The organism is Flavobacterium sp. UBA7663, from assembly GCF_002483315.1.
Classification (GTDB): Bacteria; Bacteroidota; Bacteroidia; order Flavobacteriales; family Flavobacteriaceae; genus Flavobacterium.
Genome location: NZ_DLHR01000016.1, coordinates 19,976 through 37,453 on the forward strand (window position 1 = coordinate 19,976; position 17,478 = coordinate 37,453).

A 17,478-nucleotide genomic window follows, 5' to 3' on the forward strand; every position below is an offset into this window, starting at 1 on the left:
TTTGCAAGCTATTTAAGAAAACGGAACACCCTATTTTGAGATATTTCATAGAATTTGCCTACAACGGAAAAAACTTCCACGGATTTCAGAGTCAGCCTGACGCCGCTTCGGTACAGGAAACTTTGGAGAAGGCGCTTTCTACCCTTTTCAGAGAAACTATCGCTATTGTAGGTGCCGGAAGAACCGATTCGGGCGTACATGCCAAACAAATGTTTGCGCATTTTGAAACCGAATTAGAATTGGAATCCGATTATTGGTCACACAAATTGAACTCGTTTTTACCGCCATCAATTGTGGTGTATCGTATTTTTAAAGTAGCGGATGATGCTCATGCTCGTTTTGATGCCTCTTCCAGAACTTACGAATATTACATGCACACGTTTAAAGATGCGTTTATTACCGATGGAAGTTGGTATCATTCCCATCAATTGGACATGGATAAAATGAATGAAGCGTGTAAAATTTTATTCGAATACATCGATTTTGAGTGTTTTTCTAAAGTACATACCGATGTGAATACCTTTAATTGTAAAATTTCGGAAGCACATTGGAAACAATCAGGAAATCAACTTATCTTTACCATCACAGCCGATCGATTTTTGCGCAATATGGTAAGAGCGATTGTGGGAACTATGGTAAACATCGGTTTAGGGAAAATTGAAGTGTCCGATTTACGCACTATCATCGAAAGCAAAAACAGAGGAAAAGCCGGATTTTCAGTTCCAGCACATGGATTGTATTTGGTGAATGTTAGGTATCCGTATATTGAAGACAGAAAATAGATTTTAGAAAATAGAACACAGAATATAGAAAATATATAAATGAAGCTCATCAAATCCAATTCACTAAAAAAAGTATTGCACTATGCGAAGCCTTACCAAAAAAGGTTCAATTGGGTAATCGTTTGGGCTATCTTACTTTCTATTTTCGCTGCAGCGAGACCGTATTTACTAAAACAAACGGTTGACGAATACATCAAACCCGAAGACAAACACGGATTACTTTTATACGTAGTTATAATGGCTACGGTACTTTTATTAGAAGTATTAGCGCAGTTTTACTTTACCTATTGGGCGAATTGGCTCGGACAAGACATTATTAAAGACATTCGCGAAAAATTATTCCATCATATTACTTCGTTTAAAATGAAGTATTTTGATAATGAACCTGTTGGAAAATTAGTCACACGTTCGGTTTCGGATATCGAATCGATTGCTAGTATTTTCAGTCAAGGATTGTTTATGATTGTAAGTGATGTACTGAAAATGATAGTGATTTTAGGTATCATGTTTTTCATGAACTGGAAATTATCGCTTATTGTTTTAGCTGCGATGCCTGTTTTGATTTACGCTACCGACGTTTTCCAAAAGAAAATGAAAGTGGCTTTTAACGAAGTTAGAAACGAAATTTCCAATCTAAATACTTTTGTTCAAGAGCGTTTAACTGGAATGAAAATCGTACAATTGTTTAACAGAGAAGCGATTGAATTAGAGAAGTTCAAAGAAATCAATCAGAAACACAATGTTGCTTGGTTGAAAAACATTTTATACAACTCTATCTTCTTCCCTATTGCCGATATTGTTTCTTCCTTGACTTTAGGAGCGATTGTGTATTACGCTGGTGTTTCCATTATGAACGGAGATACGTTGACTACTGTTGGAGATTTGTTCGCTTACACCATGTTAATCAATATGTTATTCAATCCATTACGTCAAATTGCGGATAAATTTAACGTGATGCAAATGGGAATTATTGCAGCCGATAGAGTATTCGAAATTTTAGAAAAAGACGAAAACGTTCAAGATAAAGGAACAGTTGAAGCGACTCATTTTAAAGGCTTTATTCAGTTGAAAGACGTTCGTTTTAGCTACATCAAAGATGAAGAAGTTTTAAAAGGTATCAATTTAGAAGTCCAACCTGGTGAAACTATCGCTATTGTGGGAAGTACAGGTGCTGGAAAATCGACCATCATTAATTTATTGAATCGTTTTTACGAAATCAATTCGGGTGAAATTACTATTGACAATCACAACATTAACGAATATACTTTAGAAAGTCTTCGCAAGCAAATTGCTATTGTGTTACAAGATGTTTTCTTGTTTGCCGATACCATTTATCACAACATTACCCTTCATAACGAAGCCATTACAAGAGAAGATGTTATTACTGCGGCTAAGAAAATTGGCGTACACGATTTCATTATGAGTTTACCTGAAGGCTACGATTACAATGTAAAAGAACGTGGAGTGATGCTATCTTCTGGTCAGCGCCAATTGATTGCCTTTTTGAGAGCGTATGTGAGTAATCCAAGTATTCTGATTTTGGATGAAGCAACCTCATCAATCGACACGCATTCCGAGGAATTAATTCAAAAAGCTACGGAAACCATTACTAAGGATAGAACTTCCATTGTTATTGCACATCGCTTGGCAACCATTGTTAATGCAAGTAAAATTATTGTAATGGACAAAGGTCAAATTGTAGAACAAGGTACACATCAAGAATTGCTGACAAAAGCAAATGGTTACTACAAAAAACTATATGATTCTCAATTTGCCGTGGAAGTATAATATTTAGGATATGAAACATTTTTTTAAAATATTTTTCACTTTATTCTTAATCCAAATTATAATAGGTTTCACAAATTTATTAAGTGCAAATTTGCCAGAAGTCATTCAACAAATCTTTCATTTATTAAACGTATTAATTTCATTACCTTTATCAATGATAGATAGGACTTATCCTTTTTATGCATTGGGTAGTTTATCATTTCAAATATTCTTATTTGTCTTGAATTTATCATTACAAACATTAATTGTTTTTCTTATAACAAAAGGAATAAATTTAAAAAGTCGTATCAAAGAATAAAACTAAATTCTTTATTTAAAATAATTCCTTAAATTCGCAACTTATAAATAAAACTGAAATACTTTTAAAAATGAAATACGATATCATAGTTTTAGGAAGTGGTCCTGGTGGTTATGTAACTGCTATTAGAGCATCGCAATTAGGCTTCAAAGTAGCCGTTATCGAAAAAGAAAATTTGGGTGGAATTTGCTTAAACTGGGGTTGTATCCCAACGAAAGCATTATTAAAATCGGCTCAAGTTTTTGATTACCTAAAACATGCTTCAGATTACGGATTAACCGTTAAGGAATTTGACAAAGATTTTTCTGCTGTTGTAAAACGTTCTCGTGATGTAGCAGAAGGAATGAGCAAAGGAGTTCAATTCTTAATGAAGAAAAATAAAATCGACGTTATTGATGGTTTTGGAAAAGTAAAACCAGGTAAAAAAGTTGACGTAACAGCTGCTGACGGAAAAGTGACTGAATATACTGCAGATCATATCATCATTGCAACAGGAGCGCGTTCTCGCGAATTACCAAACTTACCGCAAGATGGTAAAAAAGTAATCGGTTACCGCCAAGCGATGACGTTAGCTGAGCAACCAAAGAAAATGATTGTAGTAGGTTCTGGTGCGATTGGAGTTGAGTTTGCTCATTTCTATAACGCAATGGGAACTGAAGTTACAATTGTAGAATTCATGCCAAACGTAGTTCCAGTGGAAGACGAAGACATCTCAAAACAATTTGAGCGTTCGTTGAAAAAAGCAGGAATCAACGTGATGACAAACTCTTCTGTGGAAAGAATTGATACTTCTGGAAATGGAGTAAAAGCATTCGTTAAAACTGCTAAAGGAGAAGAAGTTTTAGAAGCGGATATCTTATTATCTGCAGTTGGAATTAAAACCAACATCGAAAACATCGGATTAGAAGAAACAGGTATTGCTACCGATAGAGATAAAATCTTAGTAAACGCATATTACCAAACTAACGTTCCTGGTTACTACGCTATTGGTGATGTAACGCCAGGACAAGCTTTAGCGCACGTTGCTTCTGCAGAAGGTATTTTATGTGTGGAAAAAATTGCAGGTTTACACGTGGAAGCGTTAGATTACGGAAACATTCCAGGTTGTACGTATGCAACTCCAGAAATTGCTTCTGTGGGTATGACTGAAAAACAAGCGAAAGAAAAAGGATACGAAATCAAAGTAGGTAAATTCCCATTCTCAGCTTCAGGAAAAGCAAAAGCAGCAGGAACGCCTGACGGATTTGTAAAAGTAATTTTCGATGCTAAATATGGTGAATGGTTAGGTTGCCACATGATTGGTGCTGGCGTTACCGATATGATTGCAGAAGCAGTTGTAGCTCGTAAATTAGAAACTACAGGACACGAAATCTTAAAAGCAGTTCACCCACACCCTACTATGAGTGAAGCGGTTATGGAAGCTGTGGCGGAGGCTTACGGTGAAGTGATTCACTTGTAGTCTTTAGAACAAAGAGAAAAGAATAAAGAAAATAGATTAAATCCGATTTGTGAAAGCAGGTCGGATTTTTTTGTTGAAAACTTGGAAAGGGTTTGTAGGAAAAATTGATTATATTTGAAGAAAAGCTAACTGGCTAATATAGTAATTTAGATTTTTTACATTTATAATTAATAAAAGTTAATAGAAAGTATTTTATGTCGCGTAGCCGTAAATTAAGTAAAGAAGAAGCATTCATAAATGAACTAGAGCACAGTCTTTACATGATAAACTATTATAAAATCCAAGTAATAAAAGACTATCTCAAAGATTTTGATAAGTATTTAAAAGAACGAACTGACGAAATTCAAGATAAAATTATTGATTGGGAGAAATCTCCAAAAGAGAGTAATTATTCGGCAATTGATTATTATATTGAAGATTATACAAATTATAATTCCAATTTTAAAGAATTAAAGCTAGAAAGTGTATTCTTAAGTTCTTATTCTTTATTTGAACATTTCTTTAAAACATTTGCTTTAAGCTATAAAAACTATTACAACTTAAAATTAGATATTGATGATTTAAGTGGAAATAATTATATTAATAAAACTAAACTATATTTAGAAAAAGTAATAGTATTAGACTTGTCTTCATTAAATAGTTTATGGAATAAAATAACTAAATATCAGAAAATTAGAAATAAAATTGTTCATAGTAATAGTAGATTCAACAAAAGTGATAAAGAAACCATAAAAGAACTTAATAAAATGGATGGAATAGAAATAAATACTTATGGTTTAATTACTATGACTGATAAAAAATTCATCCTTAATTTTTGGAATTTATTCGATGAGTATATAAACGAAATAATAGAGATAACAAAATTAAAGATAAACCATTCCTAAATGTAATTTTTAGAATATGAATTTAGTGATGCTTAAATTCCCGATAGCGCGGATTTACAAACCAAATACCCGATAGCGCGGATTTACAATCCGTGCCCACAAAGTAAAAATTACTTATTACCCTGATAGCATTGAATTCAAAGAATTACAAAATGACACAACAAATTTTATTTCTTATCGTGGTTTTAATTGGAGCCTATTATGCTCGTAAATACGGAAATAAAGCAAAACGCGACATTGAAAAGTATAATGAGAATAAAGAACAAGATAAGAATAATAAGAACTAGATTCCACGGAATTGAATTCTAAACAAATCTTCCAATTAAATAAAACAAAATCCGACTCATAGACAAGTCGGATTTTGTTTTTTAATCATTGAAAACTTGAAAACGGTTTAATAGAAAATTAGTAGCGTTTGATATCCACTCAATTAATTGTACATTTCATTTTTTCAGTTGAAACAGTTGCATTTTAGTAGTAAACAGTTAAACAAAGAAAAATATTCAATAAAGATTACTTAACTTTTACAACAACCTTTCCTCTTGCCCTACCAGTTTCCACATAAGACAATGCTTCGTTAGTTTGCTCAAATGGAAACACTTTGTCGATTACTGGTTTGATAATTCCTGCTTCTATTAGTTTTGTTATTTCTCCTAACTGATTACCTTCTGCTCTCATAAACAAGAATCTAAAAGACACATTTAATTTCTTTGCTTTTTTCTTTGCACTTGAACTTATCAATTTTGTTATTAATTTTAAATACCAAGGCAAACCGATTTCTTCTGCAAACTCAGGTGTTGGCGGCCCTACTAACGAAATTAATTGACCTCCTTTTTTTAAAATACCTAATGATTGGTCTAATACTATTTTTTCTCGGTTACTGTGTACTACTACATCATAGTCTTTGAGTAGTTTAGAAAATTCTTGTGTTTTATAATCAATTACCAAATCAGCTCCAAGCCTTTTTACCAAATAAATATTTTTTGAACTTGTGGTTGTTGCAACATAAGCACCCAAATGTTTCGCTAATTGAATAGCAAATGTACCAACACCTCCTGAACCAGCTTGTATAAAAACTTTTTGTCCTTTTTTTACCTTCGCTATTTCAACTAAAGCTTGCCAAGCTGTCAAACCAACTAACGGAATAGAACTTGCTTCTTCCATTGATAGATTCTTTGGTTTCAAAGCTAAATCGTTTATATCGACAGCAATGTATTCCGCAAAAGTACCTATTCTGTAATCTCCTACTCTCGAATAGACTTCATCACCAATTTTGAATTTCTTTACACCTGGTCCTATTTTAACCACAGTCCCAGCCATATCGTGTCCATTTATGATTGGGGTTTTGTAAGGTAAAAAGGTTTTGAATTCTCCTTGCTTTATCATCGAATCTAAGAGATTAACACCCGCTGCATGAATTTGCACTAGCACTTCATTTTCTTTTGCAATTGGTTCTTCTACTTGGATAAGTTGTAATTTTTCTTTTTTACTGTATTTTGTTACTATAAATGCTTTCATTTTATTTAGTTTAAGAATTATTTAATTGTTTAAGTATATTTTTTTCTAAGATTCCATAAGCAAAATGCTGTAAATTGATAAGTGTAGAAGTTCCTTTACCCACAATGTTTCTAAATTTAGGTCTATCTATCTCAATAACTTCTATTACTTTTTTAGCAACTATAATAGGGTCTTCGGCACTTTTTTCTAATTCAAATGAGAATTTTTCAATTTTGGCTCTCAATGAATTGTAATCTTCAATTTTTGCAATTGGCGAAGATGAGTTATTCATAATATTTGTTTTAAAGGCAGCTGGTTGAATCATTGCAACACTTATATTAAACTCGTTCAACTCATATCGTAATGATTTGAAATACCCTTCTAAGGCATGCTTTGAAGCAGAATAGTATGCAGCATTAGGAAATGAAACAAGACCAACAATTGAACCTAAGGTTATAATTTTACCAAATTTTTGCTTTCTAAAATGCGGTAATATTGCGTTGGTTAGCTTAATAGTTCCCCAGAAATTAGTTTCAAATTGTTTTCTACCTAAATCTATTGGAATTTCTTCAGCTATACCAGCTACCAAAAAGCCAGCATTATTTATTAAAACATCTAATTTGCTGATTTCTTTAAAAAGTCTATCCGGCAAAGTGTTAATGGATTCATCTGAATCAAGATCTAATGCTATCATTTTGAAAGGTACTACAGACATTAGCTTTTCAGGATTCCTACTTGTTCCTATTACGTTGTAACCATTTTTATGTAGCTCGTTTGCTACTAATAAGCCGAAACCAGATGATGCTCCAGTAACTAAAATATTTTTCTTCATTCTTTTTTATTTTAAAAATTAATATTACATTTGCTTGCATATTGCAAGTGCAAATATATAAAACAACTTTTAATTTGCAAGTGCTTTTTAAATTATTTTTAAATTATTTTATTTTATGATACAACCTAGATCAAAATGTCCGTTAAGTTATTCACTCGATGTATTTGGTGATAAGTGGTCATTACTCATTATCCGAGACTTAATGTTCACAAACAAATGCACCTATAATGATTTTATAAAATCGGACGAAGGAATTGCAACTAATATTTTAGCGGCAAGATTAAAATCACTTGAAGAAAATGGAATTATTGAAAAATTGGATCATCCTGAGAGTAAAGCTAAAAAATTATATAAGCTAACACAAAAAGGGATAGAATTATTACCTATCATTATAGAAATCTATATTTGGACAGATAAATACTTTACAATGCCAGCAGAATTAAAAGAAAGAATTAAAGAAGCTAAAAAAGATAAAGAAAAATTTATAAAACAAGTATTGAATGACTTGAAATCTAAATGATAAAAATATTTCCATATCCCACCAGATCTATTCTTTGTCAAATCAGATTAAAAACCATCCCATTTAAAACTTCAAGTCGGATGGTTTTTTTAGTAGGATATATGTAACTAATACATTTTGTTGTATAACACTATCGGTATAAATTAGGTTCACCTTTGTTTCATAAATAATTCATATAATGAAACAAAAAAACTTTCTAGTAACTATTGCGATAGTTTTAGCTACTTTAATTATTGGTTGCGCAGAAGACGACTTTCAAGAGACTACTGGGGTATGCCCAATGGTAATTGATACAAATCCTGACAATGCAGCTACAAACGTTCCTCTAAACCAAGTTATCACGGTTACTTTTAATGAGGAAATGAACCCTTCGACAATCAATTCTTCTTCGTTTATTGTAACTGGTACTTCAACTATTGCTGGTGCTTTAACGTACTCTGGTGTAACGGCTACTTTTACTCCTTCTGTAAATTTAACTCCAAACACAACCTATGTAGTAAGAATTACTACTGCTGTAAAAGACTTAAGAGGAAATGCTTTGCAAGAAGACTACTTGTTTTCGTTTAGTACAGGAGCTACTTTACAACCTCTTGTCCTTACAACAAGTCCAACACCTAATGAAACAGGAGTGGTATTAAACAAAGTAGTTAGCGCTACCTTTAATATGCCAATGGATCCAGCTACTATTAATACGTCTACATTTACATTGAAACAAGGTACTACTACCATTACTGGTGTTGTAACGTATTCAGGTAATACAGCCTTTTTTACCCCAAATGCCAACTTAACTGCGAATACTGTTTATACTGCTACCATTACAACTGGAGCTCATAACATGGCTGGCGTTGCTTTAGCATCAAATTATGTTTGGAATTTTACTACAGGAGCTATTGTAGCGCCAAGAGTAATTCTAACCGATCCTTTTAATACTGAAACAGGCGTGCTACTAAACAAAGTAGTAACAGCAACATTTGATATGGCAATGGATCCTTTAACGATTACTACTTCTACTTTTACTTTAAAACAAGGAACGGATGTAATTTTAGGCTCAGTTAACTATAGCGGAAACATGGTGTCTTTTACTCCAAACAATCCACTTTTAGCCAATGCTGTATTTACAGCTACTATTACAACAGGAGCAAAAAATGTTGCAGGTGTAGCTATTGCTAATAATTATGTTTGGACATTTACAACTATTAATAGTTCAAATGCTCCCAATTTAGGTTCTGCATATCCTTTTGCAGCTTTTGGTGGAAATGCAGGAATAACCAATCAAGGAATAAATACTGTTATTAACGGAAGTATTGCGACTACAGCAGCTTCAACTTTAGTAACTGGTTTTCATGATGCAACTGCTATTTATACTGAAACACCTTTAAATGTAGGATTTGTAACAGGAGCTATTTCTACAGCACCACCAATGCCTGGAACAGCGACTTCGTTTGCTATTGCACAACAAGCATTGTTAGATGCAAATGCGGCTTACTTAAGTATTTCGCCAGCGTCTATGCCTGGAGGAATTGATCCTGGAGCAGGAGAACTTGGCGGATTAACGTTAGCGCCTGGTATTTACAAATCAGATAGTGGTACTTTCAATATTTCAAATGGTAACTTAACGCTTGATGCACAAGGTGACCCAAATGCCGTATGGATTTTTCAAACCGCTTCTGGATTAACAGTTGGTATTGCAGGTCCTACGGGAGCCAAAAGCGTTGTCTTAATTAATGGTGCTTTACCTAAAAATGTGTTTTGGCACGTAGGAAGTACAGCTACTATTAATGGTGCAGGTGGTGGAACAATGGTTGGAACTATTATTGCCAATTCGGGTGTAACATTTTCAACTGCAGGTAATGCTGTTCAAACCGTTTTAAATGGTAGAGCGTTATCATTAGTTTCATCTGTAACAATGGTAAATACTACCATTAATGTTCCTCAATAATTAAAACTTAAATTATGAAAAATAATTATACAACAGCTATTGAATGTCCTAGTTTACGATTCATGTCACAGCTTCAATTGCAAACTTTGTTTGTAGTTACATTAGTACTATTAGGTTTTACGAAAGTAAATGCACAAATAGAAGAATACACAAAACCTTCTTGGATGTTTGGTGTAGCAGCAGGCGCAAATTTTAATTTTTATGGTGGTTCTACTTTCATGTTAAATGAAGGGTTTACACCGCCAACTGCTTTTCACGACGGAAAAGGTATAGGTTTATTTATAGCTCCTAACATTGAATATCATAAACCAGGTACAAGATTGGGATTCATTTTTCAAGCGGGTTATGATAGTCGTCAAGGAAAATTTGACCAAGTAACAACTCCTTGTAATTGTCCTGCTGATTTGGAAACCAAATTAAGCTACATTACCATTGAACCAAGTTTACGAATAGCTCCTTTTCGATCTAATTTCTACACATATGTTGGACCAAGATTTGCTTTCGTACAAGACAAATCGTTTACTTACGAACAAGGAATAAATCCAGATTTTCCACTTCAAGTGCCAAATCCAGATGTAAAAGGCGATTTTAGTAATGTAAATAAAACTATTATTTCTATGCAAGTAGGAATGGGTTATGATATTCCGCTAAATTCAACAACTAGTAAAACTCAATTCGTTTTATCTCCGTTTGTTGCTTATCATCCTTACTTTGGACAAAATCCCAGAGATGTAGAAACTTGGAATGTAACTACTATTAGAGCTGGAGCCGTTTTGAAATTTGGTCAAGGTCATTTAGTTGAAGCAGCAGCTGTAGATGGAAAAGTGGTTTTTTCAGCCATCCCTCCTACTAATGTGGAATATGTAAAAGTGGTAAGAGAAGTATTCCCTATCCGTAATTATGTATTTTTTAATGAAGGTTCAGCCGAAATTCCAAATCGCTATGTTTTATTGAAAAAAAGTGAAGTAAAAGATTTCAAAGAAGATCAGGTACAATTCAATACGCCTAAAAATATGTCGGGTCGTTCGGAACGTCAAATGTTAGTGTATTACAATATTTTGAATATTTTGGGTGATCGAATGGTTAAAAACCCAAATACCACAATAACTTTAGTAGGTTCATCAGACAATGGTCGCCAAGAAGGATTAGTGATGGCTCAAAATATTAAAAACTATTTGGTAACTGTTTTTGAAATTAAAGAAAATAGAATTGATGTAGAAGGTAGAGACAAACCAGAAGTTCCATCGGAGCAAATTGGTGGTACAAAAGAACTTGGATTACTAAGAGAAGGTGACCGAAGAGTTTCTATTGAAAGTAACTCACCTGAATTGTTAATGGAATTTCAAAGTGGTAAAAATGCACCTTTAAGACCTATCGAAATCGTGACGGGAAATCAAACTCCTAACAGTGATGTAGTTTTTAACGTTGAAGGCGCTGAAGAGAGCTTAAAATTATGGTCATTACAGATTAAAGATGAAAAAGGAAAATCTCAAAACTTTGGCCCTTATATGGTTGAAAAAGTGAGCATTCCAAGAAAAACAATCATGGGCAACCAACCTGAAGGTGATTATAAAGTAATCATGACCGGAACTACAAAATCGGGTAAAATCATTAGTCAAGAAAGCACTATGCATTTAACGCCTTATGTAGCACCAGTAGTTCAGGAAAGCATTCGTTTTAGTGTTATTTACGAATTCAACGAATCAAAATCAATCGCTATTTACGACAAGTATTTAACGGATATTGTGGCTCCGAAAATTCCTCAAAATGCTACTGTTATCATTACAGGACATACTGATGTTATTGGAGAAGTTGATTACAACAAAAACTTATCTTTAGCTAGAGCAAATGATGTAAAAGGCATCTTAGAAAAAAGTCTTGCTGCTGCTGGAAGAACCGATGTAACATTTAAAGTTCGTGGTGAAGGTGAAGATGAAAAATTAGCACCATTTGAAAACAAATATCCAGAAGAACGTTTTTATAACAGAACCGTTATCATTGATATTGTGAAATAAATTTATGAGAATCCGTTTTGTTAACGCAAAACGGATTTTTTTACTGTAACTTTATGGTTACTTATTAAATCATATCAATATGAAGCATACGTACAAAATAACTGGAATGACTTGCGCAAGTTGCGAAGAAAAAGTAAGAGACGCATTGCTACAAGTTAAAAATGTGACTTCTGTTACCGTTTCTAAAGATAGAGAGCTAGCAATAATAACCATGGATAAACATGTTGCTTTAAACGACTTAAAAGAGGCTTTAGACGCTAAATACAATATTGAGACTCCTGCAGAAGTAGAAATTAATGAAGAAGTGAAAAGTTGGTTCGAAATTTATAAACCGATACTGTTGATCTTTTTTTATATCGTAATAGTCACTACAATTATGGCTTTACAAAGTATGAAAACGAATCAAATGGAACCAACTGAAATTGTAATGAAGTGGATGAATCATTTTATGGGTGGTTTCTTTTTAGCATTTTCATTTTTCAAGTTGTTGGATTTGAATGGTTTTGCAGAAAGTTATAAAATGTATGACATTGTAGCTAAAAGACTTCCTTTTTGGGCGTATTTATATCCTTTCATTGAGTTAAGTTTAGGGCTGTCATTTCTGTCAAATCTGTTTCCTTTATTAACAAATAGTATCACTTTCATAGTAATGACAATCAGTATCATAGGAGTTTTACAAGCGGTATTGAATAAGAAAAAAATTCAATGTGCTTGTTTAGGAGCTGTTTTTAATTTACCCATGAGCACAATTACAATTATAGAAGATGCTTTAATGATATTGATGAGTGGCATTATGATATTTGTATTAATTTAAAATCAATCATATTAAAACTAAAGAAATTATATAAATCAAACTTAAAATTGTGTAACGAATTAAGTTTCCTTAAAATTAGTTTTGCACCGCTTATAAAGGTACCTTTACAAGAATAGTAATTAGTAAAGCGTATCATACAATTAAGTATCAAATTCGCTTAGCAACTAATTCAAGGATTTCATTTATGAAAATACACATTAAATACATGGTTTCGCTTCGCTGCAAAATGGCAGTTAAAGAAGAACTTGACAAATTAAAATTAAAACACACTTCTATTGAACTTGGAGAAGTAAACCTCAAAAAAGACATTACAGGAGATAACAGAGAGTTTCTTCGAAAAGGACTTCTAAAAAAAGGACTTGAACTAATCGATGATAAAAAATCGTTACTGATAGAAAAAACCAAAACGATTATCATTGAATTTATTCATTATTCTGAAGAAAATCCTAAAATTAATTATTCTGATTATATCAGCGAAAAATTAGATTACAATTACAACCATCTTTCTTCGCTATTTTCAGAAGTTACCGGAACCACAATAGTTAACTATATAATAATCAATAAAATAGAAAGAGTAAAAGAATTACTTTTATATGATGAATTAACGCTTACCGAAATTAGTTTGCTAATGGAATACAGTAGTGTAGCTCATTTATCGCATCAATTCAAAAAAATTACGGGATTGACGCCAACCTATTTCAAAAAAATAAAACAGTACAAAAAACGAATCATGTTAGAGGAATTATAGCATTTAAATATAATTCTTACAATCCGATTTGAAATTTCAAATCGGATTTTTTTATGGTATATCTTACAAAAATCAGCTTCTATATCATTAAAAATCACTATATTTGATTGTAATTATGATGCTTCATGAAAAAATATTTCGCCAATCTTACTGAAGCTTTACAAAACTTTCTCATCGAAGTAGGAGAACTTTCTTACTTTGCAGGTCGCTTTTTCAAAGAATTTTGGAAACCGCCTTACGAATTCAAAGAATTTTTACGTCAGTGCTTTTATATTGGAAATCGGTCTTTACTTTTAGTAAGTGTAACTGGATTTATAATTGGTGCCGTTTTTACACTACAATCCCGTCCTACACTACAAGAATTTGGCGCTGTTTCATGGATGGCGTCTATGGTAAGTGTTTCCATTATTAGAGAAATTGGACCTATCATTACCGCTTTAATTTGCGCTGGTAGAATTGGCTCAGGCATTGGTGCCGAATTAGGTTCCATGAAAGTTACTGAACAAATTGATGCCATGGAAGTGTCGGGAACAAATCCATTCAAATATTTAGTTATTACCCGAATTTTAGCAACCACATTAATGTTACCTTTATTAGTAATTGTTGGCGATTTAATAGCCATTTACGGTTCCTTTTTAGTGGAAAACATCAAAGGAAATGTCTCGTTTACCTTATATTTCAATCAAGTTTTTAATATTTTAGAATTTAGCGATATTGTTCCAGCAACAATTAAAACTTTCTTTTTTGGGTTTGCTATTGGATTAGTGGGATGTTTTAAAGGTTACAACTGTACAAAAGGAACTTCTGGAGTAGGAAAAGCAGCCAATGCAGCGGTAGTTTATACTTCCATGTTGCTTTTTATTATTGACTTTGTAGCGGTTTTTGTTACTAATATTTTTTACGATATATAACCATGAAAACAAATACGACTTCAAAAAAAGCGATTATTACTATCAAAGACTTACATAAAAGTTTTGGTACTAACGTAGTTTTGGATGGTTTTGATTTGGAATTGTATGAAGGCGAAAATTTAGTGGTCATGGGAAAATCGGGTTCAGGAAAATCGGTGATGATTAAATGTGTGATTGGACTAGAACAACCCGATAGCGGTTCTATTTTAGTCATGAATGAAGAAATCAATAATTTAGAACGAGAAGATTTAGATGAATTACGTACTGAAATCGGCTTTTTATTTCAAGGGAGTGCCTTGTACGATTCGATGTCGGTTCGAGAAAACTTAGAATTTCCTTTACGTCGTCACACGAAAAAATTTGGAATTATTGAAGATACAACACCTTTGGTTATGGAAGCGTTGGAAAGCGTAGGTTTAGCGAACGCCATCGATTTAATGCCAAACGAACTTTCGGGCGGTATGAAACGAAGAATTGCTTTAGCGAGAACTTTGATTTTAAAACCTAAAATCATCTTATACGACGAACCCACAACGGGATTAGACCCGATAACATCGAAAGAAATTGTGCTTTTGATGAATTCGGTACAAAAAAAATACAATACCTCTTCTATCATCATTACGCATGATGTAGATTGTGCTAAAGTAATTGCCAATCGAATGATTTTGTTAATAGACGGAGTAAATTATATAGAAGGAACGTTTGGAGAATTATCAAGCTCTAGCGACCCTAAAGTGCAAGCGTTTTTTAAATAATGTAACAATGGAAAAATCAAATTCACAAAAAATACAACTCGGAATCTTTGTCATAATTGGCACAATAGTTTTCCTTGCAGCGATTTATTTTGTTGGAAACAAACAAAATATGTTTGGAAACACGTCGAACTTAAAAGCCGTTTTTGCTAATGTAAATGGATTACAACCAGGAAACAATGTTCGTTACGCTGGTATTGATATTGGCACCGTAACCGAAATCGAAATGATAAACGACACCACAATTAATATAAACATGTTAATTGATAATAAAATAATGCATCATATTCAAAAAAATGCCGTGGCTACTATTAGTTCGGATGGTTTGGTTGGAAATATGATTGTTAACATTATTCCAGGTAAAGGTGTGGCAAAAAAGGTTGAGAATGGAGATGTAATTCAATCTTACAGCCGCATTGGAACCGATGCTATGCTGGAAACATTAAATGAAACCAATAAAAATGCAGCGCTTTTAACTGCCGATTTGTTAAAAATAACTAACGAAATCAATCAAGGAAAAGGAACGGTTGGTACATTATTAAAAGATAGTGTCATGTCGAGAGACTTGAAAGAAACGATTCATAATTTGAAAGAAACTTCTTTGGGAACTGTAAAATCTATTGATAATTTGAATCATTTGATACTTTCTTTGAATCAAAAAGACAATGTAATTGGGGTTTTAAATGATAAAGATGTGGCAGTAAAAATGAAAAATATCATCACAAATTTAGAAAAATCAAGTGCCGAAATTGATAAAGTAGTTACCAATTTAAACGCAACCGTTGTAAATATAAAAGACGGAAAAGGTGCGTTGAATTATTTATCAAATGATGAAAATTTGGTAAAAAAGATAGATTCAACCATGACAAATTTAAACGATGCCAGCGGTAAGCTTAACGAAAATTTAGAAGCATTGAAACACAACTTTTTGTTTAGAGGTTATTTCAAGAAACAAGCTAAGGAGAAAGCGAAAAGCAAAACAACAAAATAAAAAAGGCTGTCATTTAAAAGTGACAGCCTTTTTGTTTTTTTTAGATTTTATCTGTGATATTCGGTAAAAAGTTCACCTGTTACACCACTATCGTTGATTAGTGTTTTGATTTTCATAAAATTAGCATTCAAAACCACTACTTTAGATGTCTCTCCATCAATTACTAAATCATCAGTGGTAGCATTATAATTGTAAGTACCACTATCATTAATTGGATCAATAGTTGTTGTTTCTGTATAATTTAATGATGGAATTGTAACATCAAGGTATCCACTAATAATATTACTATCATATGTTCCATCAGAATTAAATTCCATTGTACCTTCAGAATCACCATCTAAATTAGCATTCATCCCAGTATAAGTAGCCGTACCATACATTCTTCCTAATTGCCAAACGCCTTCAATGTTTGCAGTTGTTTCATCGCCGTCATCATCACTACTACATCCGTTTAAAAATACAACAGATAAAACCAAAAATGTCATTCTAAAAAATTTGCTTGCTGTTTTCATACTAATTAAAGTTTATTAAGTTATTTATATTTTCTCTTTAATCAAATTCAATACGATTTCAAATTGTTCTTTTTTACTCAAACTTGAATTATCAATTTCAATAGCATCATCTGCTTTTACTAAAGGAGAATCTTCTCTATGTGTATCAATGTAATCGCGTTCTTCTACGTTTTGAAGTACATCTTCAAAAGTAATGTGTTGTCCTTTTTCTACCAATTCGTCAAAACGGCGTTGAGCTCTGGTTTTTGAACTTGCTGTCATGAATAATTTCAGTTCAGCATCAGGAAAAACTACGGTTCCAATGTCTCTTCCGTCCATTACAATGCCTTTGTCTTTACCCATGGCTTGTTGTTGTTCCACTAATTTAGCACGAACTTCTGAAATTTCAGCCACTTTACTCACCATACGAGAAACTTCAATAGTTCGAATAGGTGTTTCGATGTTTTCATTGTTCAAATACATTTCTGCAAATCCTAAAGTCGGATTGAATTGAAAACGCAAATTAATATTGGGTAATTGAGCAACCAAACCAGCTTTATCTAAATGGTTTTCTGAAACCAAGTTATATTGCATAGCAAAATAAGCTACCGCGCGATACATCGCACCTGTATCTACATATACGTAACCTAATGTTGCAGCCAATTGCTTAGCCAATGTACTTTTTCCTGTTGACGAAAATCCGTCTATTGCAATGGTAATTTTTTTCATTTCTTGCTTCTTTACTCTGTGCTCTTGC

At 32.8% G+C, this 17,478-nt stretch carries 17 protein-coding genes; 13 read left to right on the forward strand and 4 right to left on the reverse strand.

Translation table 11 applies throughout. From position 1 onward, the window contains the following. Positions 1-35 precede the first annotated feature (35 nt). The 5 genes from truA to B2741_RS06510 all read left to right on the forward strand — a co-directional run bounded on the left by truA (position 36) and on the right by B2741_RS06510 (position 5,498). A complete protein-coding gene (truA, locus tag B2741_RS06490) occupies positions 36-782 on the forward strand; it encodes a tRNA pseudouridine(38-40) synthase TruA (protein ID WP_291136534.1) in 747 nt (248 codons plus the stop codon). 39 nt (positions 783-821) lie between these two features. Beyond that, complete coding sequence (locus B2741_RS06495; protein WP_291136537.1) at positions 822-2,570, forward strand: ABC transporter ATP-binding protein; 1,749 nt, start codon at positions 822-824, stop codon at positions 2,568-2,570. 368 nt (positions 2,571-2,938) lie between these two features. Next, the gene (gene lpdA, locus B2741_RS06500) at positions 2,939-4,327 is read left to right on the forward strand and encodes a dihydrolipoyl dehydrogenase (RefSeq protein WP_133606360.1); all 1,389 of its coding nucleotides are present in this window, start codon (positions 2,939-2,941) and stop codon (positions 4,325-4,327) included. A gap of 194 nt (positions 4,328-4,521) precedes the next feature. After that, a complete protein-coding gene (locus B2741_RS06505) occupies positions 4,522-5,211 on the forward strand; it encodes a hypothetical protein (RefSeq protein WP_291136540.1) in 690 nt (229 codons plus the stop codon). 152 nt (positions 5,212-5,363) lie between these two features. After that, complete coding sequence (locus tag B2741_RS06510) at positions 5,364-5,498, forward strand: hypothetical protein (protein WP_291136543.1); 135 nt, start codon at positions 5,364-5,366, stop codon at positions 5,496-5,498. A 226-nt stretch (positions 5,499-5,724) separates the two neighbouring features. Here B2741_RS06510 and B2741_RS06515 read toward each other — a convergent pair whose 3' ends face one another. Both B2741_RS06515 and B2741_RS06520 read right to left on the reverse strand, forming a co-directional pair. After that, positions 5,725-6,729 carry an NADP-dependent oxidoreductase gene (locus B2741_RS06515; protein WP_291136546.1) on the reverse strand — a complete coding sequence of 335 codons (1,005 nt, stop codon included), beginning with the start codon at positions 6,727-6,729 and terminating at the stop codon, positions 5,725-5,727. A 10-nt stretch (positions 6,730-6,739) separates the two neighbouring features. Further along, a complete protein-coding gene (locus tag B2741_RS06520) occupies positions 6,740-7,540 on the reverse strand; it encodes an SDR family oxidoreductase (RefSeq protein ID WP_291136548.1) in 801 nt (266 codons plus the stop codon). Positions 7,541-7,655: 115 nt separating this feature from the next. Between B2741_RS06520 and B2741_RS06525 the strand changes: the two genes are divergently transcribed. The 8 genes from B2741_RS06525 to B2741_RS06560 all read left to right on the forward strand — a co-directional run bounded on the left by B2741_RS06525 (position 7,656) and on the right by B2741_RS06560 (position 16,230). Further along, the gene (locus tag B2741_RS06525) at positions 7,656-8,060 is read left to right on the forward strand and encodes a winged helix-turn-helix transcriptional regulator (protein WP_291136551.1); all 405 of its coding nucleotides are present in this window, start codon (positions 7,656-7,658) and stop codon (positions 8,058-8,060) included. Positions 8,061-8,238: 178 nt separating this feature from the next. Further along, on the forward strand, positions 8,239-9,999 hold the full coding sequence (locus B2741_RS06530; RefSeq protein WP_291136554.1) for an Ig-like domain-containing protein: 1,761 nt from the start codon (positions 8,239-8,241) through the stop codon (positions 9,997-9,999). 14 nt (positions 10,000-10,013) lie between these two features. Then, positions 10,014-12,014, forward strand: coding sequence for an OmpA family protein (locus B2741_RS06535; protein ID WP_291136557.1), 2,001 nt, complete (start codon positions 10,014-10,016; stop codon positions 12,012-12,014). 79 nt (positions 12,015-12,093) lie between these two features. Next, positions 12,094-12,828 carry a heavy-metal-associated domain-containing protein gene (locus tag B2741_RS06540; RefSeq protein ID WP_291136560.1) on the forward strand — a complete coding sequence of 245 codons (735 nt, stop codon included), beginning with the start codon at positions 12,094-12,096 and terminating at the stop codon, positions 12,826-12,828. 184 nt (positions 12,829-13,012) lie between these two features. Continuing rightward, positions 13,013-13,576 carry a helix-turn-helix domain-containing protein gene (locus B2741_RS06545; RefSeq protein WP_291136563.1) on the forward strand — a complete coding sequence of 188 codons (564 nt, stop codon included), beginning with the start codon at positions 13,013-13,015 and terminating at the stop codon, positions 13,574-13,576. A 125-nt stretch (positions 13,577-13,701) separates the two neighbouring features. After that, positions 13,702-14,487, forward strand: a complete 786-nt coding sequence (locus B2741_RS06550) for an MlaE family ABC transporter permease (protein ID WP_291136565.1) — start codon at positions 13,702-13,704, stop codon at positions 14,485-14,487. A gap of 2 nt (positions 14,488-14,489) precedes the next feature. Next, the gene (locus tag B2741_RS06555; protein ID WP_291136568.1) at positions 14,490-15,242 is read left to right on the forward strand and encodes an ABC transporter ATP-binding protein; all 753 of its coding nucleotides are present in this window, start codon (positions 14,490-14,492) and stop codon (positions 15,240-15,242) included. Positions 15,243-15,249: 7 nt separating this feature from the next. Then, the gene (locus B2741_RS06560) at positions 15,250-16,230 is read left to right on the forward strand and encodes an MlaD family protein (protein ID WP_291136571.1); all 981 of its coding nucleotides are present in this window, start codon (positions 15,250-15,252) and stop codon (positions 16,228-16,230) included. Between the two features lie 47 nt (positions 16,231-16,277). Here the strand turns inward: B2741_RS06560 and B2741_RS06565 are convergent, their stop codons facing one another. Beyond that, positions 16,278-16,742, reverse strand: a complete 465-nt coding sequence (locus tag B2741_RS06565; protein ID WP_291136574.1) for a hypothetical protein — start codon at positions 16,740-16,742, stop codon at positions 16,278-16,280. A gap of 24 nt (positions 16,743-16,766) precedes the next feature. After that, positions 16,767-17,450, reverse strand: coding sequence for a (d)CMP kinase (gene cmk / locus B2741_RS06570; RefSeq protein ID WP_291136577.1), 684 nt, complete (start codon positions 17,448-17,450; stop codon positions 16,767-16,769). Positions 17,451-17,478 lie beyond the last annotated feature (28 nt).